At 68.6% G+C, this 24,754-nt stretch carries 25 protein-coding genes; 12 read left to right on the top strand and 13 right to left on the bottom strand.

All coding sequences use genetic code 11. From position 1 onward, the window contains the following. Window positions 1-385 precede the first annotated feature (385 nt). Window positions 386-1,231, bottom strand: a complete 846-nt coding sequence (locus tag LCY71_RS07965; protein ID WP_225335829.1) for an ABC transporter permease — start codon at window positions 1,229-1,231, stop codon at window positions 386-388. Then, a complete protein-coding gene (locus LCY71_RS07970; RefSeq protein WP_225335830.1) occupies window positions 1,228-2,271 on the bottom strand; it encodes an ABC transporter ATP-binding protein in 1,044 nt (347 codons plus the stop codon). Before LCY71_RS07970 ends, LCY71_RS07965 begins: the two co-directional genes overlap by 4 nt. Window positions 2,272-2,385: 114 nt before the next feature. On the opposite strand from LCY71_RS07970, the gene LCY71_RS07975 reads away from it, so the two are divergent. Further along, window positions 2,386-3,000, top strand: coding sequence for a Yip1 family protein (locus LCY71_RS07975; RefSeq protein ID WP_225335891.1), 615 nt, complete (start codon window positions 2,386-2,388; stop codon window positions 2,998-3,000). A 142-nt stretch (window positions 3,001-3,142) separates the two neighbouring features. Continuing rightward, window positions 3,143-3,265 carry a hypothetical protein gene (locus tag LCY71_RS21410; RefSeq protein WP_263654247.1) on the top strand — a complete coding sequence of 41 codons (123 nt, stop codon included), beginning with the start codon at window positions 3,143-3,145 and terminating at the stop codon, window positions 3,263-3,265. 7 nt (window positions 3,266-3,272) lie between these two features. Here the strand turns inward: LCY71_RS21410 and mdh are convergent, their stop codons facing one another. Then, entirely contained in the window at window positions 3,273-4,187 is a 915-nt protein-coding gene (mdh, locus tag LCY71_RS07980) for a malate dehydrogenase (RefSeq protein WP_225335831.1), read from the bottom strand. A gap of 140 nt (window positions 4,188-4,327) precedes the next feature. Here mdh and LCY71_RS07985 point away from each other — a divergent pair, with 140 nt between their 5' ends. Further along, a complete protein-coding gene (locus tag LCY71_RS07985; protein ID WP_225335832.1) occupies window positions 4,328-5,182 on the top strand; it encodes an Sjogren's syndrome/scleroderma autoantigen 1 family protein in 855 nt (284 codons plus the stop codon). A 108-nt stretch (window positions 5,183-5,290) separates the two neighbouring features. Here the strand turns inward: LCY71_RS07985 and LCY71_RS07990 are convergent, their stop codons facing one another. Next, entirely contained in the window at window positions 5,291-7,864 is a 2,574-nt protein-coding gene (locus LCY71_RS07990; protein WP_225335833.1) for a DEAD/DEAH box helicase, read from the bottom strand. A 140-nt stretch (window positions 7,865-8,004) separates the two neighbouring features. Between LCY71_RS07990 and LCY71_RS07995 the strand changes: the two genes are divergently transcribed. Both LCY71_RS07995 and LCY71_RS08000 read left to right on the top strand, forming a co-directional pair. Further along, the gene (locus LCY71_RS07995; RefSeq protein WP_225335834.1) at window positions 8,005-8,481 is read left to right on the top strand and encodes a cation:proton antiporter regulatory subunit; all 477 of its coding nucleotides are present in this window, start codon (window positions 8,005-8,007) and stop codon (window positions 8,479-8,481) included. After that, the gene (locus LCY71_RS08000) at window positions 8,481-9,674 is read left to right on the top strand and encodes a cation:proton antiporter (protein ID WP_225335835.1); all 1,194 of its coding nucleotides are present in this window, start codon (window positions 8,481-8,483) and stop codon (window positions 9,672-9,674) included. The genes LCY71_RS07995 and LCY71_RS08000 overlap by 1 nt, the downstream gene beginning before the upstream one ends. Before the next feature lie 39 nt (window positions 9,675-9,713). Here LCY71_RS08000 and LCY71_RS08005 read toward each other — a convergent pair whose 3' ends face one another. The 4 genes from LCY71_RS08005 to LCY71_RS08020 all read right to left on the bottom strand — a co-directional run bounded on the left by LCY71_RS08005 (window position 9,714) and on the right by LCY71_RS08020 (window position 13,319). Continuing rightward, window positions 9,714-10,034: a hypothetical protein gene (locus LCY71_RS08005; protein ID WP_225335836.1), complete on the bottom strand. Its 321-nt coding sequence runs from the start codon at window positions 10,032-10,034 to the stop codon at window positions 9,714-9,716. 68 nt (window positions 10,035-10,102) lie between these two features. Further along, window positions 10,103-10,690, bottom strand: a complete 588-nt coding sequence (locus LCY71_RS08010; RefSeq protein WP_225335837.1) for a dolichol kinase — start codon at window positions 10,688-10,690, stop codon at window positions 10,103-10,105. A gap of 14 nt (window positions 10,691-10,704) precedes the next feature. Continuing rightward, window positions 10,705-12,477, bottom strand: a complete 1,773-nt coding sequence (gene glyS, locus LCY71_RS08015) for a glycine--tRNA ligase (RefSeq protein ID WP_225335838.1) — start codon at window positions 12,475-12,477, stop codon at window positions 10,705-10,707. Beyond that, window positions 12,474-13,319: a CBS domain-containing protein gene (locus LCY71_RS08020; protein WP_225335839.1), complete on the bottom strand. Its 846-nt coding sequence runs from the start codon at window positions 13,317-13,319 to the stop codon at window positions 12,474-12,476. The genes glyS and LCY71_RS08020 overlap by 4 nt, the downstream gene beginning before the upstream one ends. A 316-nt stretch (window positions 13,320-13,635) precedes the next feature. Here LCY71_RS08020 and LCY71_RS08025 point away from each other — a divergent pair, with 316 nt between their 5' ends. Continuing rightward, window positions 13,636-13,803 carry a DUF7556 family protein gene (locus tag LCY71_RS08025; protein WP_225335840.1) on the top strand — a complete coding sequence of 56 codons (168 nt, stop codon included), beginning with the start codon at window positions 13,636-13,638 and terminating at the stop codon, window positions 13,801-13,803. A 326-nt stretch (window positions 13,804-14,129) separates the two neighbouring features. Further along, window positions 14,130-15,719 carry a phosphoglycerate dehydrogenase gene (gene serA, locus LCY71_RS08030; RefSeq protein ID WP_225335841.1) on the top strand — a complete coding sequence of 530 codons (1,590 nt, stop codon included), beginning with the start codon at window positions 14,130-14,132 and terminating at the stop codon, window positions 15,717-15,719. A 177-nt stretch (window positions 15,720-15,896) separates the two neighbouring features. Here serA and LCY71_RS08035 read toward each other — a convergent pair whose 3' ends face one another. From LCY71_RS08035 to LCY71_RS08050, 4 genes are all read right to left on the bottom strand, one after another. After that, window positions 15,897-17,132 (bottom strand): hypothetical protein, encoded by a 1,236-nt coding sequence (locus tag LCY71_RS08035; protein WP_225335842.1) that lies wholly within the window; start codon window positions 17,130-17,132, stop codon window positions 15,897-15,899. Window positions 17,133-17,309: 177 nt separating this feature from the next. Continuing rightward, on the bottom strand, window positions 17,310-17,561 hold the full coding sequence (locus tag LCY71_RS08040; RefSeq protein WP_225335843.1) for a hypothetical protein: 252 nt from the start codon (window positions 17,559-17,561) through the stop codon (window positions 17,310-17,312). Between the two features lie 153 nt (window positions 17,562-17,714). Continuing rightward, window positions 17,715-18,971: a threonine synthase gene (thrC, locus tag LCY71_RS08045; protein ID WP_225335844.1), complete on the bottom strand. Its 1,257-nt coding sequence runs from the start codon at window positions 18,969-18,971 to the stop codon at window positions 17,715-17,717. Between the two features lie 82 nt (window positions 18,972-19,053). Next, window positions 19,054-20,034, bottom strand: coding sequence for a CapA family protein (locus LCY71_RS08050; RefSeq protein ID WP_225335845.1), 981 nt, complete (start codon window positions 20,032-20,034; stop codon window positions 19,054-19,056). Between the two features lie 118 nt (window positions 20,035-20,152). Between LCY71_RS08050 and LCY71_RS08055 the strand changes: the two genes are divergently transcribed. Further along, window positions 20,153-21,535, top strand: a complete 1,383-nt coding sequence (locus LCY71_RS08055) for an oxidoreductase (protein WP_225335846.1) — start codon at window positions 20,153-20,155, stop codon at window positions 21,533-21,535. Window positions 21,536-21,572: 37 nt separating this feature from the next. Further along, window positions 21,573-22,433, top strand: a complete 861-nt coding sequence (locus LCY71_RS08060) for an alpha/beta fold hydrolase (protein WP_225335847.1) — start codon at window positions 21,573-21,575, stop codon at window positions 22,431-22,433. Window positions 22,434-22,458: 25 nt separating this feature from the next. On the opposite strand, the gene LCY71_RS08065 is transcribed toward LCY71_RS08060, so the two are convergent. Then, window positions 22,459-23,016 carry a MaoC family dehydratase gene (locus LCY71_RS08065; RefSeq protein ID WP_225335892.1) on the bottom strand — a complete coding sequence of 186 codons (558 nt, stop codon included), beginning with the start codon at window positions 23,014-23,016 and terminating at the stop codon, window positions 22,459-22,461. Window positions 23,017-23,306: 290 nt separating this feature from the next. Between LCY71_RS08065 and LCY71_RS08070 the strand changes: the two genes are divergently transcribed. Genes LCY71_RS08070 through LCY71_RS08080 form a run of 3 tightly spaced genes read left to right on the top strand, consistent with a single transcriptional unit; the run spans window position 23,307 to window position 24,753 of the window. After that, window positions 23,307-23,609, top strand: a complete 303-nt coding sequence (locus tag LCY71_RS08070; protein ID WP_225335848.1) for an AbrB/MazE/SpoVT family DNA-binding domain-containing protein — start codon at window positions 23,307-23,309, stop codon at window positions 23,607-23,609. A 5-nt stretch (window positions 23,610-23,614) separates the two neighbouring features. Further along, window positions 23,615-24,166 carry a hypothetical protein gene (locus LCY71_RS08075; RefSeq protein ID WP_225335849.1) on the top strand — a complete coding sequence of 184 codons (552 nt, stop codon included), beginning with the start codon at window positions 23,615-23,617 and terminating at the stop codon, window positions 24,164-24,166. Window positions 24,167-24,207: 41 nt separating this feature from the next. Beyond that, window positions 24,208-24,753, top strand: coding sequence for a poly(R)-hydroxyalkanoic acid synthase subunit PhaE (locus tag LCY71_RS08080; RefSeq protein ID WP_225335850.1), 546 nt, complete (start codon window positions 24,208-24,210; stop codon window positions 24,751-24,753). Window position 24,754: the final 1 nt, after the last annotated feature.

Consider the following 24,754-nt stretch of genomic DNA (forward strand, 5'->3'; position numbering starts at 1 on the left):
GCAGTAACCAACGGCGACTGCGCCGCCACCAATGGCGACAGCAGCAGGCCATCCGTTCACGATCATGGTCTGTGTTGATATCGATTAGCGACTCGTTCGTCCGACTTTGCAGTCCCACTTCGGGGGACCGACGAGACGACGGCGTGTCGATGCGGTCGCGGTGTCCAGCAATGGCCGCCATCCGCCGGCCGATTCACCCTTCACACCCTATCAGTAGTGGGACATCTACTGGAATGAGTATAGACAAATTAAAATTTACTATATAAAAATATTAAATAAAACTGCAGGAATAGTATACGGTAGATCGATCCGATCGCCCTCGCACCGTCTGCCGCGTGCACGGCGAATACGAGGATCGGCTGACTGTCGAGGCGTCGGAGTGAGGTCAGTAGTGACCCATCACGCCCCGCTTGCGCGCGACGAACGAACATACCATGAATACGAGGGTTCCGCCGCCGATGTAGACGACCGCCGCACCGACGAGAATCGCGAGGTCGTGGGCGCGGAACTCCCAGAGTCGGGTCCCCTCGCGCATGGCCTTCTGGAGCATCGCGGACCCCTGAACGAGCGGGAGGAACCGGAGCGCGAAGACGTCGGCCGCCGGCGCTGCGACGAGGCCCAGCAGGGCCAGCTGCATCAGCCGAGAGACACTGCTGAGCTTCTTGTATATCAGTGTCAGGCCACCGAACGTGAACCCCAGGCCCAGCACGGACATCAGCGTCAGGACGATCAGCGGGAGGATCGTGAACGCGTCAAGCGTCAGCGTTCGATCGGTCGTCACGACCATCAAAAGCAGCATGAGAAAGCCCATCAGAAGACTCAGCGTGAGGTTAATGATGAGCTTCGCCCCCATGATTCGCTCGAAGCCGTGGGGCGAGACGTACAGCTGTTCGAGCGTGCCCCAGCGGGACTCCGCGGTGATGACCCCCGAGAGGCTCGAATAGGCGTTCTGCGCCATGGAGTAGACGAACCAGCCGACGATGATCGCGTCTAGCGAGGAGCCGAGCGCGCTGACAGAGCCGACGCCGGCGCTCCGGACGGCCTCCTGCCCGCCGAAGAAGACGATCGCGAAGAAGGCGTACATGCCGACGAGCTGGATGGCGAAGTTGAGTCGATACCGCACCATGATGAGCACACTCATTCGCAACATCGACCAGACGAGCACTGCGAACCCGCAGGGGTCGTTCCCCTGCTCGACGCCGCTCGTGTCTGCGGCGGTCGTACCGTTCACGAGTCGGTCACCTCCCCGGCCTCGTTGGTCACTCGGAGGAAGATGTCTTGGAGGTCCCCGTCGGTCCGATCGATGGATTCGACGGCCAGACCGGCCTCGCGGAGACGGTCGACGAGCGGGTAGAACTTGCCGTCGGGCACGTCCACCTCGAAACGGGTCCCGGAGTTGGTTGCCAGGAACTCAGTGGCGCCGTATCGCGTCCGGAGGCTCCGGCGGACCGCTTCGTCTACGTCGCCAGTCACAGTCACCTCGTACCGTCGCATGTTGAACACGTCCAGCAGAGCGTCGATGTCGTCGTCAACGAGGACCCCGCCGTCGTTCAGGATGATGACGCGGTCGCAGACGTTCTGTACGACGTCCATATTGTGACTCAAGAGAACGACCGTGGTCGCCTCGTCTTCGACCAGGGTTCGAAGCTCCTGCTGGAGATTGAGCGAACTCTCGACGTCGAGTCCGAGCGTCGGTTCGTCGAGGAAGACCACGTCGGTGCCCCGGGCCATCGTGCACGAGAGGGTGACCTTCTGTTTCTGCCCCCGCGATAGTTCCCGAACGACCGTGTCCTCCTTGTCCGCGAGCCCGAACTTCTCGAGCAGTTCGTCGATTCGGTCGGTCCTGTTCCGGTAGTCGTTGCCGCCGATGACGCTGAATATCTCGAGATTCTCCCGTACGGTGAGACGCCAGTACACGTTCCGCGCGCCCTCGAACACCGCTCCGGTGCGCTCGAACGTGTACTTCGGGTTTTTGAAGGTGTTCTTCCCGGCGACACTGACGGCCCCGTCCGTCGGGACGATCAGCGAGAGGACGCACTTTATGAGCGTGGTCTTTCCGGCCCCGTTCGGCCCGAGGATGCCGACCGCGGTCCCGGGTTCGATATCGAAACTCACCCCGTCGACGGCGCGGACCGCCTCGTCACCGTTGCCGTACTCCTTGACCAGATTCCTGACTGAAACGGTTGGAGTGGCCGTCTGATCCGATTCGTCCGATGCGCGTTCCGAGTCTCCCGTCGACTCGTCGGATCGTGTCCTGCCTCTCTGTCCCATTCTACTCGACAGGTACGCCCTTCGTCTGGTAGCACTTGTCATTACAATCGATAAAACAATATCGAAATAGATTTATTTACTTATACATTAAATGAGATAATAGAGATAACATCGATTCTCACGAACCCAGACCAGTTCTTCGAGAGCGAGAGCCGGGACCCCGACCTCCTGTTTCCCGCGGTCATCGTCGTCGCCGCGGGACTGCTCGGCGCGCTGTCGTCGCTGCCAATGCTGCAGTACATCGATCAGAGCCTCACGGGCCCCGCCGCAGGGCTCAGTTCCATCATCTACATCACGACGCTCGCCGGCGGAGTCCTCGGCCCAGTCGTCATTTGGCTGATCGTCACGGCGTTCTTCTACGGGGTCGCGACGCCGGCGTTCGACGGCGAGGGGTCGTTCACGGACACACTCGCGCTCGCGGGGTGGAGGTACGTTCCGGCCGTTCTGAACGGTCTGCTCAGTACCTTCGGCTACTACTGGGTGTTCAGTAATAGATCGCCGCAGTCCGTCTCTGATCCGCAGATGGCACAGTCGTTTATACAGAGTCTCCAGGGCATCACGGGGATCCAGTTACTGACGGCAGTCGGTATCGTCTTCACGATATGGCAGGGGATCATCTGGACGTACGCGATCAAACAGGGGTTGGCCGTCTCACTCCGTGACGGTGCGATCACCGCAGCCGTTCCGGTCGTCGCAATGGTCCTCTTCGCGCTCAACAGCCTGCTCTGAACGCCTGTGTGACGCATTCCGTCGTGACCTGACTCCTTCCGCCCGCCCAGCCGAGCGGCGGGCGGCTTGCCTCCCCGACTCTACTCGCGGTCGCAGGCACAATGATTATAATCGCGCCCCGAGTTGACATCCGGTGAGAACTATGGCTCGCCGCGAGCGATCACACCTCGACGAGTGGGCCGCCCTCCTCGGTGACGACCTCGCCGACGACCTCGTCGACGAGGAGGCGGTCGACTGGCGGATCACCGAGGACGAGATCAACTGAGGGGCCGTCAGCTGATCTTCTCGTACTGCTCGGAGAGCTTGTCGGCGGCCTCGTCCATCAACTCCCGCTCGTAGTCGTCCAGGTCCCACTCGACGACCGCCTCGACGCCGTTCGAGCCGAGCTTGACGGGCACGCCGAAGGCGGTGTCCCCGTGGCCGAACTCGCCGTCGAGGTAGACGGAGCCGGGCAGCACTTCGCCGGTGTCACGCAGGACGGCCTCGACCATGTGGGCGACGCCGGTGGCGGGTCCCCACTCGGTGGCTCCCTTGCGCTCGATGACGTCCATGGCGCTCTCCTGGAGTTCCTCGAGGATCTCCTCGCGCTCGTCGTCGGAGAACTCGGGGTCCTCGCCGTCAACCCGGACCTTCGAGAAGACGGGCACCTGGGCGTCGCCGTGCTCGCCGAGGATGGTCGCCTCGACGTTTTGCACGGGCGTGTCGAAGCGTTCCGAGAGGACGTATCGGAACCGCGCGGAGTCCAGGCGACCGCCGAAGCCGATCACTTTCTCGCGGGCGCGGTCGCCTGTCTCGTAGAGGTGGCGGTTCAGCAGGTCGACGGGGTTCGACGTCGTGATGGTGACGAAGTCGTCGTTGTGTTCGGCGACGGAGGAGCCGATGTCGTCGATGATCGGCGCGTTGTCGCCGGCGAGGTCGATCCGGGTCTGGCCGGGCTCGCGTGGGATGCCGGCGGTGATGACCACCACGTCGGAGCCGGCGGTGTCCTCGTAGGAGCCCTGGCGGACGGTGGTGTTGGCGTCGTAGGCCACGCCGTGGTTGGTGTCGGCGGCCTGTCCGACTGTGACGTCCTCCTGCTCGGGGATGTCGACGTACACTAGCTCGTCGGCGATGTCCCGGAGGGCGATGTTGTACCCGGCGGCGGCGCCGACGGTGCCGGCGGCACCGATCACGCTTACCTTTGACATGACACGTGAAAACGCATCCCGAGTAACGAAAAGTGTTGTGAACGTCGGGGTTCTGGACCGCTCGCCCGGAGACCGCCCGCGTCGGCGCTCGACGGCCCCAGGCCGCAGGACTTTCGGTGGCTCGCCGCCTCCACCCACCCATGAGCGACTTCGACAAGGAAGCGGAGCGAGAGAAGCTCCGCGAGAAGTACGAGAAGGAGGAGGAGAAGCGCGAGACGACGGAGCAGATGAGCGAGCTGCTCCTGAAGGGTGCGACCATGACCAACGCCCACTGCAGCGACTGCGGCGACCCGATCTTCCGCTACGAGGACCAGGAGTTCTGCCCGAGCTGCCAGAAGCCCGTCGACAGGGACGCTGGCGAGGAGGGCGAGGCCGGAGAGGGGGCGGACTCGGAGGTCCAGGAGCTCCGCGAGGAGGCCGACATCGAGGTCACGTCCCCGAGCGAAGACGCCCGCGTGGCCTTCGGCGGTCAGGACGCGGCCGACGAGGCCGACGCGCAGCAGAGCGACGCCGGGCCTGCCGACGCACAGCAGAGCACCGTTCAGTCCGCCGGCGCACAGCAGGGCGGATCCGAGCCCGCTGCCGCGGAGGGGGCCGAGTCCGACTCCGCAGTCGGAGCGCAGGCCGACGCCGCGCGTGGCACCGCGCTAGGCGACGCCGCGGCCGCCAACCGGCGGGACCCCCCGTCGCAGACGCGGTCGCCGTCCGAGGCCCGCTCCGCGGACGAGACGGCGGCAGGTGGCGACCGATCGGCCACGCCGAACCGCACCGCAGCGCAGCCTCCGGCCAGCCAGCGGACCGCGACGACCGGCGGGAGCAGCGCGGGCGAGACGGCGACGGCCAGCGAGCACCTCGGCGCCGCCAGAGTCGAACTCGCGGCCGCGGCCGAGCGGTTCGCCCGCCGCGCCCGCGACGCGGACAGTCCGCGCGAGGCCCGCGAACACCTTCAGGCGGCGCGCGAGGCGGCCGAGGCGCTCGCGGCGACCGAGTACTGAAAACGCAAGTCCGGGTTTCCGGGGACCGAGTGCTGGAAACGACGGGTCACCGGGGGACGGGAATCGAGCGCACCGGAAACGAAGGGGGAGAGCGGTCCCGGAGTGCGGTCAGCTATCGTACTCGCTGCCGACGACCTCACGGATCCGCTCGGCGGTGACATCGCCGATGCCCTCGACCTCGAGCAGGTCCTCCTCGCCGGCGGTCATGACCGCCTCGACGCTGCCGAAGTGCTCCAGCAGCGTCCGCGCGGTGACGGGACCGACCTCGGCGACGCTGGCGACGACGTACTCCTGTTGCTCGGTCAGCGTCTTGGACTGCTTCTCGCCGTGGACGCTCACCTCGCGGTCCGACTCCTCCTGCTCGCGCGTGGCGACGGTCTCCAGGAGGTCGGCGGTCTCGTCCTCGCCGTTCGTCCGGAGGACGCTCGCGCCGAAGTCGACGGTCAGCGACGCGAGCGCGCCCTGGATGGCCTTGTGGTGGACGTTGCGCGCGCCGTAGAGGTCCTCGCCCTCGATCACCACGACCGGCCGGGCGTAATGGCGGGCGGCGTCGCCGACCTGCTCGAACATCGACCGGTCGCCGCCGGTGAGCGTGTCGAGGAAGTCCTCGACGGTCTTGCGCTCGACAGCCACGCGGTCCGAGAGGACGTAGTCGCCGACGGCCAGCGTTTCGAGTCGAGTCTCGGTGCCCTCGCGCGTCGAGAGGTCCCGCGCGATGGTCGAGTCCAGTTCCCGCTGGTCGGCGACGATCTCGACGGCCTCGCCCTCGGCGTGGGGTTCCGGGGTGACGCCGTCGTCGGCGCTGCTGTCTCCATCACCGTCTCCTTCACCCCCTTCGTTTCCGGTCGAACCGGCCGACGAATCGTCCGCGTCGTCGCCGGCGAAGGCGTCCAGGCCGGCCTGGCCGTCGCTGGATCCCCCGCCGCTGGATCCCCCGTCTGCGGTGGCACCCGCGGTCTGAGCGCTCGTCGCCGTCTCGGCATCGCTCGTGCTCTCGCCGTCGTCGTCGCTCTCGCCGCCGTCGTTTCCGCCCTCACCGCGGTCGGTTCCGCCCGGCGGATCGGCGGGCTGGATCGGCTCGCCGGCGTAGTCCTCGAGATCGGCCTGCTGGAGCCGGGCCTCGATGTCGCCGGCCATGGACTTCAGCGAACGCAACTCGTCCTCCATGCGCTTCTCGTCCTGTCGGGACTTCCAGAAGTAGGCCTCGTCGCGGGTGTCCTCGGCCAACAGGACGACCACGCGGCCCTCGGTCTGGCGGCCGGTCCGCCCCTTCCGCTGGATGGACCGGATCGCAGTGGGAACGGGCTCGTAGAAGAGGACGAGGTCCACCTCGGGGACGTCCAGTCCCTCTTCGGCGACGGAGGTCGAGACGAGCACCTCGAACTCGCCGGCCCGGAAGCGGTCCAGCGTCTCCTGTTGCTCTTTCTGGGTCATCCCCTCGCTGCCATCGGTGTCGCTCTGGCCGACGAACTTCCGGGTCTCGAAGTGCTCTGCGAGGAAGTCAGTCAGCGTCTCGGCGGTGTCCCGGGACTCGGTGAAGACGATGACGCGCTCGCCGTTCTCGATGCCGAGCGTCTCGGCCAGCAGCATGCGCGTCCGGCGGAACTTCGGGTGGAGGTCGTCGTACTCCTCGGCCCGGCGCATCGCCTCCTTGACCGAGGGATCGGAGACCAGCCGCTGATCGGCCTTCGAGGCCCCGGACGACCGGGCGGCCTCCTGCTGTCGCTCGAAGTACCGTCGCAGCGCCTCGACGCTCTGGGTCTCGGCGTAGGTGACGGCGGTCCGGAGCTTCCGAACCTCGGCCAGCAGGCTCATCCCCTTGTACCCCTCCGACTGGTCGTTGTCCATCAGCTCCCGCAGTCGGCCCTGGATGCGCTGGATCTCCTTCTCGGAGACGTCGGGCGTGGTCGAGGACGTCACGCCCAGTTGCTTGAGCTTCGTCAGGCGCTCCGTGACGACGTCGTTGAGGGCGTCGCGGATCTCCTCGACCGTCTCGGGCAGTTCGACGCGCTCCCACTGGACGTCGGTGTCGTGGGTGAACTCCGCGACGTCGGCGTCGTCCTCGGTCATCACCGCGACCTCGCGGAGCCCGAGGTTGGCACAGACCTCCAGGATGCCCTCCTCGTCGCCGCCCGGCGAGGCCGACATCCCCGTCACCAGCGGGTCGTCGGCCTCGGCGTGATAGCGCTCGGCGATGTAGTTGTAGGCGTAGTCGCCGGTGGCGCGGTGGCACTCGTCGAAGGTGCAGTGGGTCACGTTCGAGAGGTCGATCCGGTTGCCGACGAGGTCGTTCTCGACGACCTGCGGCGTGGCGATGACGACGCGGGCGTCCTCCCATAGCTCCGCCCGGTCGTCGGGCCGGACCTCGCCGGTGAACACGACGATCTCGTCGTCGGGCACCTGCAGGGCCTCGCGGTAGAACTCGGCGTGCTGGTTGACGAGCGGCTTGGTCGGCGCCAGCAGGAGGGACTTCCAGGCCGCATCTTGAATCCGCTCGGCGGTCACCAGCAGCGAGACGGTGGTCTTCCCCAGTCCGGTCGGCAGGCAGACGAGCGTGTGGTCGCGCAGGGCCGTGTCCGCCAGTTGCCGCTGGTAACTGCGCTCCTCCAGCAGCCCCGGCGTCACGAGCGGCTGATCGACGTACGCGCCGTCCTCCTCGCCCTCGGCGTCGGACTGGGCCATCTGCCGAGCGGTTCGCCCTCGGCGAGGTTAAGGGTTCGCGTAGCGCGGTGAAAGTGGTGCGGAACGACCAGCGCGTTGCTCCACCGACGCGCCTCGGAAAGCCGCCGGGGCTTAAGGGCCAGCGACCGTAGGAACGCGCCATGACCATCTACGAGACGGAGGTCCCGGGCGTGGGCCACAAGTTCGAGATGGACCTCGACGGCGACGAGCGCCTCGTCGTCATCATCCACCACGACGGGAAGCGGGACGTCTACCGACGGCCGGACCCCGACGCCGACAGCGAGCAGTTGTTCTCCCTGACGGGCAAGCAGGCCCGCCAGCTGGGGTCGATCCTGGAGGGCGCGTACTTCCAGCCCGTCGAACTCGACGAGGTGGAGGTGCCGCTGGGCGACGCCATCATCGAGTGGTACGAGGTCGGCGACTCGGAGCTCGCCGGGCAGACCCTGAAGCAGGCGGATCTGCGGGACCGGATCGGCGTCTCGGTGATCGCCATCCAGCGCGGCGATGAGACTATCCCTAACCCCCGACCAGGGACGCGGATCGAGGTCCAAGACACCGTCGTGGCCATCGGCACCCGCGAAGAGCAGCAGGCGCTCTCCGACTTCCTGGGCGAGTAATGGCCGCTGGCCTGCTGGAGGTGGGCGTCGCGATCGCCGTCCTCGCGCTCGCGGGGATGGTCGCACTCCGCGTCGGGCTGTCGGTGATCCCCGCCTATATCGTCGCCGGGATCCTCGTCGGGCCGAACCCGCCGACCTCAGTGGCCGGCGTCTCCCTGCAGATCGTCCCGACGGGCGAGTTCGTCGCCATCGCCGCCGAGATCGGGATCGTCCTGCTCCTGTTCTTCCTCGGGCTGGAGTTCAGCGTCGGCCAGCTGCTCACGGACTGGCGGCGGATCACCGCCACCGGGACCGTCGACTTCCTGATCAACTTCGGGCTCGGCGTCGCGCTGGGGATCGCCTTCGGCCGGACGCCGCTGGAAACCGTGTTCATTGCGGGCGTCGTCTACATCTCCTCCAGCGCCATCGTCACGAAGTCCCTGATCGAGCAGGGGTGGGTCGCCAACCCGGAGGCAGACTCCATCCTCGGGACGCTGGTGTACGAGGACGTCCTGATCGCGGTGTACCTCGCGGTCCTGACCGCCGTCGTCGGCGGCGCGGGCGAGCCTTCCGCGGTCGCCGTCGACGTGGCCCGCGCGTTCGCGGTCCTCGGCGCCATCGCCGCCGTCGCCTGGTACGCCACCGAATACGTCGAGCGGGCCTTCGACCTGCCGACCGACGAGCTGTTCCTGCTGAGCGTGGTCGGGACGACGACGCTGATCGCGGGCGCGGCGCTGGCGACCGGCGTCAGCGAGGCCGTCGCCGCCTTCTTCGTCGGGACGGCGTTCAGCCAGACCGGCCACGTCGAGAAGATCGAGGACCTCGTCGCGCCGGTCCGGGACTTCTTCGCCGCCGTCTTCTTCCTCTCGATCGGCCTGGAGACGGACGTGACGCTGCTCTCGGACGTGGCGCTGCTTCTGGGCGTCGCCGTGGTCGCGACGACCCTCTCGAAGCTGGTCAGCGGGACGATCGGCGGCCGGATCTACGGCCTGAGTCCGACGCGGTCGCTGCGGACCGGGATCGGACTGGTGCCCCGCGGGGAGTTCTCGCTGGTCATCGCCGCGCTGGCGACCAGCGCCGGCGGCACGCTCGCCGAGGTCGTGCCGGCCTTCGCCGTCGGCTACGTCCTCGCGATGAGCGTCGTCGGGACGGTGCTCATCCAGGAGGCCGACAGCGTCACCGGCACGCTGGTGCCGCTGTTCGAGCGGTCCTGAGACGCGGAACCCGCGCCCGCGTCACCCAGCCGACGCCAGTCAGTCCACGAACTGCAACTCGCCGTCGTCGGCCTCCTCGACGTGGGTGGCGTCGAGCGTGTACGGCCACCAGTCGAGGTCGAAGTGGACCTCCTCGTCGCCGGACTGCCAGCGCTCGTAGTCCACCCGCTCCCAGTCGTCCTCGTAGTCGAGGTCGGCGTTCCAGCCCAGCGCTTCCCAGGTGTTCTCGTCGACCTCCGGCGACGGTTCCAGCACGAACTCCCCCGCCTCCCGGTCGACGTCGACGACGGTTCCCAGGGGCTTCCCGCCGGAGCGGACGGTCTCGTCCACGTACCTGTCCAGATCGGACGCTTCGACCATACTCGTGGTACTCCCGCCGGGCGATTGAACGGCGGGCTTGCCAGGGCAAGTCGGTCCCTCGCCGCCTCTTAGAGCAGACTGGCCGGTAGATACGTCAGGGCGGCGTACATGACGACGGCGGCGCTGATGGGGATGGTGAGGTTGTCGTCGATGACGTAGCCGCGGATCACGGGCTTGACGCCGTCGGCGACGGTGGCTGCGGCCCCGCCGAGCACGGCCGCCACCGGCGGGACAAAGGGCGCGGCAAGCAGCGTCGCGACGCCGAACGTCGCCAGCAGGACGTACCCCTCCTTGGCGGTCTTGAGCTGGCCGGAGCTCAGCAGGCCGGACACGGGGTCGGCGATCGTCAGCATGAGCATGGCGGGCACGGCGACCTGCGGCGGCGGCGGGAAGGCGAAGACGACGACGGCCATCCCGACGGCGCCCAGGAAGTAGCCAGCGAGGTTGTCCTCCTCGTACTCGCGGGTGAGCCGATCGAAGATGCGCCAGTCGAGGCCGACGAGCAGGCGGATCGCCTCCAGCGCGAGGCCGGCGATCAGGGCCGCGGCCAGCAGCGCCTGCAGGACCGGCCAGGTGATCTCCTCGACGAGCAGGTACGACAGCGGCACCGCCGTCGTGCTCGCGTGGACCAGCCGCCGGGCGACTTCGTCTCGCATGCCGATGTCTCGCCTCAGACGTCCTCGAAGGACAGCTCGCCGTCCCGGAGCGCGACCAGCGTCTCGGCCAGGTCCTCGACGGGGACCCGCGCCTGGGCGGTGGTGTCCCGCTCGCGGACGGTCACGGTGCCGGGCTCGCCCTCCTCGTCGTCTCGGGCCTCGCCGATGGTGGTGTAGTCGACGGTGACGCAGAACGGCGTGCCGACCTCGTCCTGGCGGCGGTAGCGCCGGCCGATGGCACCCGAGTCGTCGTAGCTGACCGACAGGCCGGCTTCACGGAGGTCAGCGGCCACCGCCTGCGCCTGCTCGCCCAGCCCGTCGCGGTCCATCAGCGGGAAGACGCCGACGGTCGTGGGGGCCACCTCGGCGGGCAGGTCGAGGTAGGTCCGCTCCTCGCCGTCGACCTCGTCCGTCCGATAGGAGTGATCGAGGACGGTGTACAGCGCCCGGTCGATGCCCAGCGAGGGCTCGACGACGTGGGGGAGGACGTGCTCGCCGGACTCGGTGACCTCCTCGACGGCGAAGTTCGCCGCGTCGACGGGCACGTCGTAGGACTCGCCGTCGACCTCGACGGTGACCGTCCCGTTCTCGCCGGCATTGCGGAAGGCGTCCGGGTTGCGCTCGGCGAGGGCCTCCAGCGCGTCGGCCACGTCGGCCGCGTCGCCGCCGAACTCCGGCCCCAGCACCGACATGTCGGGATCGACGGTGGGCCGCTCGACGGTGACGGGCTCGTCGTACTGCTTGAAGATGGTGAACTCCTCGTCGGAGTGGTCGTGGTGCTTCGAGAGGTCGTAGTCCGAGCGGTAGGCGAACCCGCCCAGTTCGATCCAGTCCCCGTCGACTTCGGCCTCGGCGTCCCAGCAGTCCGCGGCGTAGTGGGCCAGTTCGCCGCCGAGGTGCTGACGGAAGCGAAAGCGGTCCATGTCGACGCCGATGGACTCGTACCACTGCTTGGCGACGCCGAGGTAGTAGGCGACCCAGGGCTTGCCGACGACGCCCTCCTCGACGACCTCGCCGATCGTCGCCTCGAAGGGCTCGCCGTCCTCGGCCTCCTGCTCGGTGGCGGGGTAGAACGGCGCGGTCACGTCCGCCACGGACTCCATGTCAGGTTCGTCTTCCTCGGGATCGATGAACAGCTCGAGCTCGGCCTGAGTGAACTCCCGGACGCGCAGCAGCGACTTGCGCGGGGAGATCTCGTTGCGGTAGGCCCGGCCGATCTGGGTGACGCCGAAGGGGAGCTGGTTGCGCGCGTACTCGGCCAGTTGCGGGAACTCGACGAAGATGCCCTGGGCGGTCTCCGGCCGGAGGTAGCCCGGCTGGGAGGTGCCGGGACCGATGTTCGTCTCGAACATGAGGTTGAAGTCCTCGATCGCCTGGCCGGCGAGGCCGGCGCCGCAGGTCGGACAGACGAGTTCGTACTCGGCGATGACCTCCTCGACGTCGGCGATGGGCATCGACTCGGCCTCCTCGATGTCGGTGTTGTCCTCGACGATGTGATCCGCCCGGTGGCTCTCGCCGCACTCGGGGCACTCCACGAGCATGTCATCGAAGCCGTCGAGGTGACCGGAGGCCTCGAAGACGGGCTCTGGCATCACGGTGGGGGAGTCGACCTCCATGTTGCCCTCGCGGATGGTGAAGCGGTCCCGCCACGAGTCCTCGAGGTTCTGCTTGAGGGCGGCACCCTGCGGGCCGAAGGTGTAGAAGCCCGACACGCCGCCGTAGGCGCCCGCAGCCTGCAGGAAGAAGCCGCGGCGCTTGGCCAGTTCGACGACGTCCTCCGCGCTCATAGCCCCTCCAGCAGGTCGACGTCGCGCACGATGCCGACGAGCTGATCGCCCGACAGCAGCGGCACCTGTTCGATGTCCTCCTCGATCATGACCCGGGCGACCTCCTGCGCCGTCTGGCTCTCGCTGGCGGTGACCAGATCGGCCGTCATGAACTCCCGAACGGGGCCGCTCGGGAGCTCGACGTTCCGCGTGGGCATGTACCGGCTGCCGACGCCCTTGATCGACTCCCACTTCCAGTCGTCGTCGTCGCCGGCCATCGAGTCGCCGGTCTCGGCCTCGCCCTCTACGACGCGGGCCACGTCGATGACGTCGACCTCGGTGAGCATCCCGTCGACGTCGCCCTCCTCGTCGAGGACGACGGCGTAGGGCACCTTCGCGTGGTGGAGCTCTTGCTCGGCGACCGGCAGGGGCGCCTCGGCGTAGACGCAGTTGACGTCGCGCCGGGCCAGCCCGTCGACCGTCTGGTCGCCGTCGACCTCGCCGGTCGCGATGGCCCGGACGACGTCGGTCACGGTGACGATGCCCTCCAGCTGGCCGTCGACGACCGGGACCCGGCGGGCGCCCTCCTCGATCATCATGGCGGCCAGCTCCCCGATATCGGTGTCGCCCGTCGTCGTCGGGACTTCCTCGGCCAGCATGGCCAGCTGGTCCTCGTCCGGTCGATCGATGAGCGACTCCCGCGTGACGAGCCCGCGGAACTCCTCGCCGTCCTCGCCGTTCTTGATGACGGGGACGGAAGAGAACCGCCGCTCCTGGAGGTACTCCAGCACGTCGTCGCGCGTGCCCGGAACCTCGACGGTAACGACCTCCGAGCGCGGCGTCATAGCGTCTGCGACGTTCATACACCGCGTTCCGCCCCCCACGTACTAAGGCCTAACCTTCCCACACCGCGCGGTTCAAGCGGCGGCGTTCTCCGGGACCGCGACTGGTCCGTCCTGACGCCGTCGACTGCGCGGGCGCGCGTTCAAGACCTGCTCGCGCCCGTACGTGCGAACCACTTATTTTCGATCCCTGTCCCGTTGTGCGGCGCGTACGCAGTGGTAGAATGTTAACTATGCTGACGACCACCGTCGAAGATACGTTAGATGACCTATACGTATTCCCGTGTTGTCCGCCGGTTCCGGCATGTTTATATGTTATTGATACATGTTGTCACACATGGCGCCCGACACGGTCGCTCACGCGGAGGTGGCAGCGGACGCAGAAGTCATGGCATCCGTCGAGAACGGCGAGACGGACACCTACGTACTCGCCGACGTAACCACCGACGACGCCTATATCACGCTGCCGCTCGCGGAGGCCGCCTCCCTGCCGGCGTGGCGATAGCCGCGGGCCCCTTCTTCCGGTTCCGACGCTCGTGAGTCGCTGCGAACGCGGCCGCGAGCACCGATAGTCCCAGCGTGCCGGCGATCGCCTCTCGGCGCGCTGCCCGTCACTCCCGTAGTTACGACTTTCACGATACGAGCGATTTGATCGAAATTCGTTCACGATCAGAAGCGAACTGTCGTCGAACTGCACGCGCAGTCGTGCTCGGAGCAGATCGGTTGCCGTCGATCGAATCCGCGGGGAACGACGCCGCTGCGCGGGCGGTTCGCCCCTGTCACGGCACCGAAAAAACAAGCGTTATGCCGACCGGCCGAAATCGGACGCATATGAAGGTACTCGTGACGGACCCGATCGCGGACGCGGGTCTGGAACGGCTGCGCGAGGCGGGCCACGAGGTCGAGACCGCCTACGACGTCGAGGGCGACGAACTGCTGGACGCAGTGTCCGACGCCAACGCCATGATCGTCCGCTCGGGGACGGAGGTCACCGAGGCGGTGTTCGAGGCCGCGCCCGAGCTGATCATCGTCGGGCGCGCCGGCATCGGCGTTGACAACATCGACATCGAGGCCGCGACCGACCACGGCGTTATCGTGGCCAACGCGCCGGAGGGCAACGTCCGCGCCGCGGCGGAGCACTCCGTCGCGATGGCGTTCGCCACGGCCCGCTCCATCCCGCAGGCCCACCAGCGCCTGCGCGACGGCGAGTGGGCCAAGGGCGACTTCCTCGGCACCGAGGTCAACAACAAGACCCTGGGCGTCGTCGGCTTCGGCCGCGTTGGCCAGGAGGTCGCCAAGCGGCTCGACCCACTGGGGATGGACCTGGTCACGTTCGACCCCTACATCAGCGAGGAGCGCGCCGAGCGGCTCGGCGCCGAACTCGTCGACGAGCTCGACGAGCTCCTGAAGCGCTCCGACTTCATCACCGTCCACACGCCGCTGACCGACGAGACGGAGAACATGATCGGCGAGGAGGAGCTGGCCCAGCTCGAGGGCGGCTACGTGATCAACTGCGCCCGCGGCGGCATCGTCGACGAGCCCGCCCTCGCGGCGGCCGTCGAGGACGGGATCCTCAAGGGCGCCGCGGTCGACGTCTTCGCCGACGAGCCCGTCGATCCCGACAACCCGCTGCTTTCCGTCGACGACGTCGTCGTCACGCCCCACCTCGGCGCTTCGACGGAGGCCGCTCAGGAGAACGTCGCCACCTCCACGGCCGACCAGGTCGTCGCGGCGTTCAACGACGAGCCCGTCGTCAACGCGCTGAACGCCCCGTCGATGGACGAGGCCGCGTTCCCCGTCATCCAGCCGTACCTCGAACTGGCCGACACCGCCGGCGAGATCGCGGTCCAGCTTTTCGACGGCCGCGTCGAGTCCGTCGAGGTCACCTACGCCGGCGACATCGCCGACGAGGACGTCGACATCGTCACCGCCACGGCGCTGAAGGGCGTCTTCGAGCCCCTGGAGAGCTCGATCAACGCCGTCAACGCCGAGCGCATCGCCGAGGAGCGCGGTATCGACGTCACCGAGTCCAAGACGAGCACCTCCGAGGACTTCCAGAGCCTGATCACCGTCACCGTCTCCGACGGCGAGGACTCGATCAGCGTCTCCGGCACGCAGTTCGCCGGCGACGACCCGCGCATCGTCCGCATCGACGGCTACCGCGTCGACGCCATCCCCCACGGCCACATGCTCGTCGCGCGCAACGAGGACGCCCCCGGCGTCATCGGCTTCATCGGGACCGTCCTCGGCGAGCACGACGTCAACATCGCCGGGATGTTCAACGCCCGCGAGACCATCGGCGGCGAGGCCCTGACCGTCTACAACCTCGACGACCCCGTCACCGACGACGTGCTCGACGAGCTCCACGAGGACGCGCGCATCATCGAGACGAAGTACATCTCGCTGGACAACGGCGAGTAGCGACCGTCCCGACACGGGACCCGAACTCACCGGGTCCTTCGGCGTAGCGACCAGAGGATCGGCTTCTCGACGTCGCGACCGCGTCCGACGAAAAGCGGCTGCTCAGTCAGTGCTGAGCGGCCAAAAACGGCATCGATTTCGGTACGGATCAGCGAAACGGAACGGCGGCGTCGGCGATTACGCCCGCCGCGTCGCAGCCAGCCCGAGCAGGCCGGCCGCGACCAGCGCGGCGACGGCGCCGAAGCCGGGACCGTCGCCGGCGGTCGGCGACGGCTCGGGCGTCGACTCGTCGGCGGTCGTTTCAGCGTCGTCGCCCTCCGTGGACTCCTCGCTGTCGTCGGCCGTCGCCGTCTCCGTGCCGTTCTCCGTCGTCTCCGACTCGTTCGTCATCGTGATCTGCCGCTCGGAGAAGTGGTTCACGGCCACGAGCACGTCGGCCCGGGCGTCGGCGCTGGCGCCCTGGCGGACGAGGTACCGCGACTGGTTGCCCTCGTCGAGGCCGCCCCGCAGTTCGCTGGTCGAGGAGGCCTGGGCGGTGGCCTCGCCGTCGACGCGGACCGAGAGGTTCTCCGAGGCGTCGAGAGCCTGCTCGGAGACCGTCGTGATGATCACGCGCCCCTCGTGTTGGGTGCGCTCGACCGTCATGTTCACCGCGCCCTCGCCGTAGCCGGTCACGTCGACGCGCGTGTCGTTGCCGTACTCGACGGCGTCGGCCGCGAGCGCGGACCCGTCCTCGCCGGACTGGGTCACGTAGGCCTCGGCGGTTGCAGTGCCGTTGGCGATCATCCGCTCCTGCTGTTCGTCGTCCTCGGCGCGCTCGCCCTCGTAGGAGCGGAAGACGAGTTTGGCGTCCTCGCCGAGGCTCGCGCTGACGTTGCCGCCGTCGTCGACGGCGACCGAGCCGTTCCCGACGACGAGGAAGGCGCCGTCGCGGCCGTCCTCGTGGGTGACGACGACGCGCTCGTCGCTCTCGGCGCTGGTCTCGGCACCGCTGGAGACGTTGGCCGTGACGTACTGGGACTCGTTGCCCGCCGAGACCACGAGGATCCCGCGCGGGTTGTCGTGGGCCGTGAGTTCGGCACCGCTGTCGGCGGTCACGGTCGCGCTGGTCTCGGTCCGGGCGCTGAGCGACAGCGCCGCGCCCGCGATGTCGCTCATCGCGGAGAGGCCGGCGTCGAGCCCGACGCCGGCGTCGCTCTCGACGGCGCTCTGGGAATCGACCGCGACCGACTCCAGCACCGTCTCGCCTCCGACGCCGTAGTCGACGACGGCGTTGCTCGACGTCTCGAAGGAGACGTGCCCGCCCGCGTGCCCCTCCGACTGCTGTGCCCCCATCGCGGCGCCGGTGGCCGGCAGCGCGCCTGCCAGCACGAGCGCCGCAGCTATCGCGATACTCGCCAGTGTTCTGGTCATCGCACCCGGAACTGTCTCGCACTGGGAGATAGGCTATGGGGCAAAATGATTAGGTCCAATCACCATCGACCGCGATGACGTCTGGTAGTTACGACGGAACATATCCGATAGAACTAGTAATCCCGTGGCGACTACCGGCCCGTCGCTCGTCCGGTCGTAGCGCTCCGATTCCCCGCCTCAGGTTCCGAAGAGTCCGGACAGGAGGCCGTCGCCGTCGTCCGCCGCCTCGCGCTCGCGCAACAGCCGCTCGTACTGCTCGACGACGTCTTCGTGTCGCTCGCGTTCCCGCCGTAGCTCCCGTTCCAGCTCCACGATTCGCTCGCAGAGGAGCCGACGCTCGACGGCCATGTACGACAGCTCCGGCCGCACACGCCGTCGGGTGGTGACGTCGGGAACGTCCGCCTCGCGACGAGTGGTGTCCGGGGACATGATCAAACGTATGTCACGAAGTCACAAAAAGCCGCGTCGGACGGACGCAAGACGGACGCACGACGGGCTCAGACGGTCGAAATCACCGGTGTAGCCGATCCCTTCGATCCGTAAAGACGGCCGTTACGCAGCGGGACGTGACCCCCGTCCGGATCAGCCCTCCAGGTGGTCCAGCACGGCGTCGGCGTCGTCGGGAACGGGCTCGGGGTCGGAGCCGGCGGCGGCGGCCGCGTCGGGGTCCTTCAGCAGGTGGCCCGTCGTCAGGCAGACGACCTGCTCGTCCGGATCGACCCCGCCGCGCTCGCGGAGCTTCCGCAGGCCGGCGACGCTGGCGGCGGAGGCGGGCTCGACGCCGACGCCCTCGCCAGCCAGGTCGCGCTGGGCCTCCGTGATCGCCTCGTCGCTGACGGGGACGGCGGTGCCTCCCGTCTCGCGGATGCCGGGCAGCGCCTTCGGCGCGTTGACGGGGTTGCCGATGCGGATGGCCGTCGCGATGGTCTCGACGTCCTCCCAGCGGCGGACCTCGTCGTTGCCCTCCTCGATGGCCTCGACCATCGGCGCGGCGCCCTCGGCCTGGACGCCGGTGAGCTTCGGCACCTCCTCGGCGTCGAGCGCGCCCGCCTTCACGAGTTCGCGGAAGCACTTGTACAGCGCCGCGGTGTTGCCCGCGTTGCCGACCGGCAGGACGATGCGGTCGGGGACCTCGCCGTAGTCGTCGCGGAACTGCTCCAGCATCTCCAGGCCGATGGTCTTCTGGCCCTCCAGGCGGAAGGGGTTCAGCGAGTTCAGCAGGTACGCCTCGCCGCGGCCCGCGAGCTCCTGGACGATGTCGAGGCAGCGGTCGAAGTTGCCGTCGACCTCGAGGATGCGCGCGCCGTGCAGCGCCGCCTGGGCGACCTTGCCAGCGGCGACCTTCCCCGCCGGGAGCAGGACGAGCGTCTCCAGGCCCGCGCGGGCGCCGTAGGCCGCCAGCGCCGCGGAGGTGTTCCCGGTCGACGCGCAGGCCAGCCGGTCGACCCCTACTTCCTGGGCCACGCGCACGCCCACGGTCATGCCGCGGTCCTTGAACGAGCCGGTCGGGTTCATCCCCTCGTGCTTGATCCGCAGGGCGTCGACGCCCACCGACTCCTCCAGTCGCGGGACGCGGTGCAGTGGCGTGCCGCCCTCGGGGAGGGAGACTCCCTGATCAAACGGCAGCGCGTCGCTGTAGCGCCAGACGCTGCGCTCCCCCTCGAAGTCGTCCCACGTCGGGAGGTCGGCGTACCGGACCTCCAGCAGGCCGTCGCAGTCGTCGCAGGTGTATCGGACCGCCTCGAAGGGCGCGAACGTCTCCCCGCACTCGACGCAGGCCAGCCAGACGCCGTCGTCGGCGGCGGCGGGCACGTCGTCCCGGAGCTGTAGGTCTGCCATTACCGGCCGGAGGGACCCGGCGCTCAAAAGTCCACCCACTTTGCAGCTTCGGCGGTCCGGAAACGGACCGTCTCGCGCCCCCCTACAGCGCCGCCACGAGCGCCTCCCCGTCGCGCTCGAACGCCGCGTCGTACCCCGCCGACCGCTCGCGCATCGTCCGCCGGCACCACTCGGCCGCGGCCCCCGTTGCGCGATGGACCGCGCAGTCGCCGATCTCGACGGGCACCAGCCGTAGTTCGCGCAACTCCCCGTCCTCGCCCACCGTCACCTCGAACAGGAAGCTCCGGTCGTTGCGGAGGTCCGGGTCCACCCGGTAGTCGTCGACGAAGTCCCCGCAGTCGTAGAGGATCGCCCCCTCGGGGCGCGGCTCGACGGCCTTGAACACGTGCGCGCTGTGGCCGTGGACGAGGTCGACGCCCCGCCTGAGCAGCCACTGGCCGAATCGCTCGTGCTCGTCGAAGGGCTCGTCCACCATGTTCGGTCCCCAGTGCAGCGAGGCTACGAGCAGGTCGGGGTCGACGTCGCGGGCACGGGCCAGCGACCGCTCGACCGCCTCGCGGCTCTCACGGCCGCTCTCGGCCCGCGCGACGCCGGGGCTGTCCGGCCCCGCCGCGAACTCCGGTGTGTTGTCCGTCAGCGAGACGAACGCCACGGTGAGGTCGCCCACCGCGACGATCGCCGGGGCCAGCGCCTCGCGCTCGTCGCGGCCGGCGCCGGAGCGGGCGATGCCGGCCCCGTCCAGCGCGTCCAGCGTGTCGACCAGCGCCACCTCCTCGAAGTCCAGCAGGTGGTTGTTCGCCAGGTTCGCCCAGTCGACGCCGGCCCGCTCCAGCGCCGGCACGGCCCACTCCGGGTCCGCCCGGAAGTGGAAGGGCCGGTGGGTCCGCCGCCACTGCCGGCCCCGCTGTGAGAGGCAACACTCCAGGTTGACGAACAGGGCGTCCAGTCCGCGGAGCCGCTCCAGCAGGTCGCCCCACACCGCGTCCACCGACCGGCGGCGCTGGCGCTCGTCGACCGTCCGGCCGAGCATCACGTCGCCCGTGAAGCCGACCGTCTGTGGCATACGGTATCGTACGTCGCGACAGTGGAAAAGGGCGCGGTCGATGGAGAGTCGTCGATCGGTCCGGACCGCCCGTGGTGGTCGGCCCCACGCTTACGGTTCCGGCGCGCCTCTGCAGGGTATGGCCGCGCTCACCGACCCCGTCGAGATCGGCGGCGTCGCGGTTCCCAATCGACTCTACCGCGCGCCGGTGCTGGAGTGCGCCGGGACGGGCGAGGGCGCCGTCGACGCGCTGATCGACGAGCTGGCGCCCACGGCCGCCTCCGGCGTTGGCCTGGTCTTCCAGGGGGCCAGCGTCGTCACGGCCGAGAGCGGCTGCGCCGCGCCGAACATGACGCGCGTCCACGACCCCGAGTTCGTCGCCGAACTGGAGCGACTGACCAGGGCGGTCCACGACCGCGGCGGACGGATCTTCGTCCAGCTCGCTCAGGGCGGGCTCCGGAGTCTGGAGGTCTGGCACGCGGGCCACCGCGAGCGCAACCCGGGGGTCGAGCAGCTGGCCGTCTCGCGCCCGCCGTGGCAGCTGCGCCTCCTCGATCGCGCCGGGCTGATCGACCTCTCGCCGCACGTCCTCTCCACGGGCGAGGTGTACGACCTCGCCGAGCGGTTCGGGCGGGCGGCCGGGCACGCGGTCGACGCGGGGTACGACGGCATCCACCTCTCCGGCGCGAACATGGGCATCGTCCAGCAGTTCTGCTCGCCGCTGTACAACCGCCGGGACGACGAGTTCGGGACGGGCCCCGACGAGCCGCCGGGCAGCGGCGGTCTGCGCTTTCTCGAAGCCGTCCACGACGCCGTCCGCGAGCACACGGGGGACGTCCCGCTACTCACGAAGGTGCCCGCGGAGACGGCCGCCCCGAGTTTCGTTCGAAGGCACCTTTCGTTCGACGACGGCGTCCGGCTCGCGACGCGGGCGGCCGAGGTCGGCTACGACGCCGTCGTTCCGGTCGAGGTCTCGACGTTCTGGGACATGAGCGTGATCCGGGGGAAGTTCCCGGAGCGGGCCTGGTCGGCCGCGGAGCTGCAGTCCGGCTACGCGGCGGCGTTCGGCGGGCCGCTGCGTGCGCGAGCCGTCCGGCTGCTCAACTGGCTCCAGGCACTGCGGTTCGACCGCGATCCGGCCTGGAACGCCGACGTCTGCCGGGCGGTCCGGCGGCGCGTCGACGTCCCGGTCCTCTGCGAGGGCGGGGTCCGCGAGCGGGCGACCTGCGAGCGGCTGCTGGGCGACGACGCCTCGCCGGCCGCGGCGGACCTCGTGGGGATGGCGCGACCGTTCTACGCCGAGCCGCGGCTGGGCACGCGCCTGCTCGCGGGCGAGGACGCCCTCTGTGCGAGCTGTAACAACTGCACGGTTCCGCAGGCGGCGGGCGAGCCCGGGCGGTGCCGGACCCCATCGGTCGTCCGCGAGCGGGCGAAGCTGGAGCGAGCGGGGGCCTACGACCACGGGCCGTCCGGTGCCGAATCGCTGGACGGCCCCGGGGACGGAGCTGACGGGGGGCGATAGCGAAGACTCATCCGGGCCCGGCCCCGAAACTCGTCCAATGAGTGACAGCCGGTCCGAGCAAACGCTTCCGATGAACGGCGTCCGATCCGAGCGGGTCGAGCTGTCGGTCGACGGCGACGACGTCGGCGTGCGGTACCTCGCCGGCGGTGACGGGCCGCCGCTGGTCTTCTGTCACGGCATCGGCCTCGACGCGGCGTCCGTCTCCTGGCGCCACGCGCTGCCGTCGCTGGCCGACGACTACGCCGTGTACGCGCCGGACCTCCCCGGCCACGGCGAGAGCGACAAGCCCCGCCGGACGTATACGACAGATTACTACGTGGACGTACTGCGGGCATTCCTCTCGGAACTCGGCGTCGAGGGCGCGGGACTGGTCGGCACCTCGATGGGCGGCGCGGTGACGCTGGGCCACGTGCTGGACGGGGGCGACCCCGCGCGGCTGGTGCTGGTCGACAGCTACGGGCTGGGAGCGGACGCCCACTGGCGGGGCGCGATGAGCGCCGCGCTGCGGGTTCCCTTCGCGGACGACCTGATGCTGGGGACGATGGGGACGCGCGCGGCCGTGCGGACGCATCTCAGCGGGCTGGTCGACGGGACGCCGGCGGACGACCTAGTCGCGGACGTCGCCGAGACGGTGTCGTCGTCGACGATGCGGACGCTGCGGAGCTGGCAGCGCCACGAGTTCCGGCCGGACGGGTTGCGGACGAACTTCCTCGGCCGGCTGGGCGAGGTGGACGTCCCGACGACGCTGCTCCACGGGCGGGCTGACCCGCTCTTTCCCGTCTCGTGGTCGGAGCGGGCCCGCGAGCGGCTCCCGGACAGCGAGCTAGAGGTGGTCGAGAACTGCGGCCACTGGCTGCCGCGCGAGCGGTCGGACGCGGTCGAGCGAGCGCTCCGCTAGGCTCGGTCAGTCGTTCGGGGCCCGGTCAGTCGTCCTCGGGGAGGTCGTCGATCAGGACGACGGCCTCGCCGTCGATCACGACGTCGTCCTCGTCGACGACGCGGGTCGTCAGCCGGTACTGGTCGTCGCCCAGGTCCTCGACGATCTCGACCTCGGCGGTGACCCGGTCGCCGATGCGAACGGGGTTGTGGAACTCGAGGTCCTGAGAGAGGTAGATAGTCAGCCCCGGCAGTCGCGCGAGCGCGGCGCTGATCAGGCCGCCGACGAGCGTCCCGTGGGCGATGCGGCCTCGGAAGCGGGTCTTCTCGGCGAACTCGTCGTCGAGGTGCAGCGGGTTGGTGTCGCCGCTGGCGGCGGCGAACTGCTTGACGTCATCGTCGGAGATCCGCTTGGTGAACTCGACGCGGTCGCCGACGCCCAGCCGGTCCGGGTGGTCCTCGCTGATCTCGACTGTCCACTCCGCCAACTCCTCGTCGGGCTCGATGCGCTCCGCTGGTGCGGGTTCGGACCCGTTCGCGTCGGCGGGGTCGACACCGAGTGCGGCGAAGGCTGCCCGGTTGGCCGCAACGACACTGTTGAACATGTGGGTAGATGTCTCCGTCCAGGCGTCCAACAGCGTGTTCCGGTTCGATTGCGAACTCATCGACGCTTGTGTTAGGGGCTTCCCCTATTAAAAAATGGTGGTGGAAGGGGAGGACCGGGAACTCGATTGTCACGTTCGCTATCTGCCGAATTTCCGGGTTTCGACGAAATCGAATAATTTCCCTCGAAGGACTGAAACGCGAAATTCGTGGTAACAGATGGTATCTAATGGTAGCAGATGGTATTCAGCGCAACTCTTATGTATCCGAGGGGTCTACGAGGAAGTACCCGATGACCGAGGAGAACGACGGCTCGACGTGGCCTCCGGCGATGTTCCGGGGCATGCAGGAAGCGAGCGAGCAAGCGATCGAACAGCAGCAGGAGATGATGAAGCAGCTGTTCGCCGGCGGCTCGATGCCCGGGCTGGACATGAACCAGCTGGGCGCGATGAGTCAGATGGCGACGTTCAAGACGCGAGTGCAGAGCGGCGGTCGGGTGTCGATCCCGGACGCCGAGCGGGAGGCCCTCGACATCGAAGAGGGCGACATCGTCCAGACCGTCGTCCTCCCGGTCAAGCGGAACCGAGACGAGTGATACCCATGTCATCCTACACTAACCCCGTCAGTACGGCGTTCGAGCTCCAGCGCGCATCGATCGAACAGTCCAGCAACGCCCTCCAGCAGGGCGTCCAGTTCCAGCAGACCGTCGGCGAGGCGTTCGTCGACAGCCTCGAGAGCCAGGAGTCCGTCCAGCGCCGCGGCGTCGAACTCCAGCAGACGGCCGTCCACAGCTATCTGGACGCCGTCGAGTCGACCGTCCCCGGCGTCGCGCCGACCGTCGAGGAGGTCCGCGCGGCCGTCGACGAGCAGTTCGAGTTCCTGCTCGAGAACCACGCCGAGGCCTTCGAGAACGTCGAGGCCGAGCTGGTCGAGGGCGTCGAGGCCTACGACGAGCTGACCGAGGACTACGCCGCGGCCGTCGAGGAGCAGCTCGAACTGCTCGTCGAGGCCCACGAGGAGCTGGAGGCCCAGTCCGTCGAGGCCGCCGAGCAGTGGGGCGACCAGCTCGAGGAGCTCCAGGACCAGGTCGCCGACCTGCAGGAGCAGGTCCGCGACGTCCAGGAGCAGGCCGCCGACGCCGTCGAGGCGTAACCCCCGGGAACCTTTTCCTTTTTCGCACGTGAGAGTACACTATGAGTGATACAACGCAGGTCCAGAACGAGTGGATCGAGATGGTCGAGCAGATGAACGAGGCGGTTTCGGACTCCGTCGAGCAGAACATGAAGGCCCAGGCGGCCTTCGTCGAGTCGTGGGCGGACGCCGTCGAGGACTCCATCCCCGAGGACGAGGAGCTGACCGAGGGAATCCAGGGGTATAACCGCGCATACGAGGAGTGGATGGACGCCGCCGAGCAGGTCCTCGAGCGCTCGACCGACGCCGCTCAGGGCGAGGAGGTCGACCCCACCGAGTTCCGCGACATCTGGCTCCAGTCCGCCAACGAGGCGTTCAAGCACGTGATGGGCACCTCCGCGTTCGCCGCGGCCAACGGCCAGCTCGTCGAGGCGATGATGGAGATGCGCCAGGAGGCCGACGACATCAGCCAGGAGACGGTCGCCCAGCTGGGCTTCCCCACCCGCGACGACGTCGTCGAGGTCGGCGAGCGCCTCGTCGAACTGGAGCGTCGCCAGCACGAAATCGAAGGGAAGCTCGACCGCATCCTCGACGAGCTCGAGGACTGAC

The organism is Halomicrobium urmianum (assembly GCF_020217425.1).
Classification (GTDB): Archaea; Halobacteriota; Halobacteria; order Halobacteriales; family Haloarculaceae; genus Halomicrobium; species Halomicrobium urmianum.

Bases quoted from the DNA above. Each gene is read 5' to 3' on its own strand.
- LCY71_RS07970 (WP_225335830.1), bottom strand. From the start codon at position 2,271: ATGGGACAGAGAGGCAGGACACGATCCGACGAGTCGACGGGAGACTCG.
- LCY71_RS21410 (WP_263654247.1), top strand. From the start codon at position 3,143: ATGGCTCGCCGCGAGCGATCACACCTCGACGAGTGGGCCGCCCTCCTC.
- mdh (WP_225335831.1), bottom strand. From the start codon at position 4,187: ATGTCAAAGGTAAGCGTGATCGGTGCCGCCGGCACCGTCGGCGCCGCC.
- LCY71_RS07985 (WP_225335832.1), top strand. From the start codon at position 4,328: ATGAGCGACTTCGACAAGGAAGCGGAGCGAGAGAAGCTCCGCGAGAAG.
- LCY71_RS07990 (WP_225335833.1), bottom strand. From the start codon at position 7,864: ATGGCCCAGTCCGACGCCGAGGGCGAGGAGGACGGCGCGTACGTCGAT.
- LCY71_RS07995 (WP_225335834.1), top strand. From the start codon at position 8,005: ATGACCATCTACGAGACGGAGGTCCCGGGCGTGGGCCACAAGTTCGAG.
- LCY71_RS08000 (WP_225335835.1), top strand. From the start codon at position 8,481: ATGGCCGCTGGCCTGCTGGAGGTGGGCGTCGCGATCGCCGTCCTCGCG.
- LCY71_RS08005 (WP_225335836.1), bottom strand. From the start codon at position 10,034: ATGGTCGAAGCGTCCGATCTGGACAGGTACGTGGACGAGACCGTCCGC.
- LCY71_RS08010 (WP_225335837.1), bottom strand. From the start codon at position 10,690: ATGCGAGACGAAGTCGCCCGGCGGCTGGTCCACGCGAGCACGACGGCG.
- glyS (WP_225335838.1), bottom strand. From the start codon at position 12,477: ATGAGCGCGGAGGACGTCGTCGAACTGGCCAAGCGCCGCGGCTTCTTC.
- LCY71_RS08020 (WP_225335839.1), bottom strand. From the start codon at position 13,319: ATGAACGTCGCAGACGCTATGACGCCGCGCTCGGAGGTCGTTACCGTC.
- LCY71_RS08025 (WP_225335840.1), top strand. From the start codon at position 13,636: ATGGCGCCCGACACGGTCGCTCACGCGGAGGTGGCAGCGGACGCAGAA.
- serA (WP_225335841.1), top strand. From the start codon at position 14,130: ATGAAGGTACTCGTGACGGACCCGATCGCGGACGCGGGTCTGGAACGG.
- LCY71_RS08035 (WP_225335842.1), bottom strand. From the start codon at position 17,132: ATGACCAGAACACTGGCGAGTATCGCGATAGCTGCGGCGCTCGTGCTG.
- LCY71_RS08040 (WP_225335843.1), bottom strand. From the start codon at position 17,561: ATGTCCCCGGACACCACTCGTCGCGAGGCGGACGTTCCCGACGTCACC.
- thrC (WP_225335844.1), bottom strand. From the start codon at position 18,971: ATGGCAGACCTACAGCTCCGGGACGACGTGCCCGCCGCCGCCGACGAC.
- LCY71_RS08050 (WP_225335845.1), bottom strand. From the start codon at position 20,034: ATGCCACAGACGGTCGGCTTCACGGGCGACGTGATGCTCGGCCGGACG.
- LCY71_RS08055 (WP_225335846.1), top strand. From the start codon at position 20,153: ATGGCCGCGCTCACCGACCCCGTCGAGATCGGCGGCGTCGCGGTTCCC.
- LCY71_RS08060 (WP_225335847.1), top strand. From the start codon at position 21,573: ATGAGTGACAGCCGGTCCGAGCAAACGCTTCCGATGAACGGCGTCCGA.
- LCY71_RS08065 (WP_225335892.1), bottom strand. From the start codon at position 23,016: ATGTTCAACAGTGTCGTTGCGGCCAACCGGGCAGCCTTCGCCGCACTC.
- LCY71_RS08070 (WP_225335848.1), top strand. From the start codon at position 23,307: ATGACCGAGGAGAACGACGGCTCGACGTGGCCTCCGGCGATGTTCCGG.
- LCY71_RS08075 (WP_225335849.1), top strand. From the start codon at position 23,615: ATGTCATCCTACACTAACCCCGTCAGTACGGCGTTCGAGCTCCAGCGC.
- LCY71_RS08080 (WP_225335850.1), top strand. From the start codon at position 24,208: ATGAGTGATACAACGCAGGTCCAGAACGAGTGGATCGAGATGGTCGAG.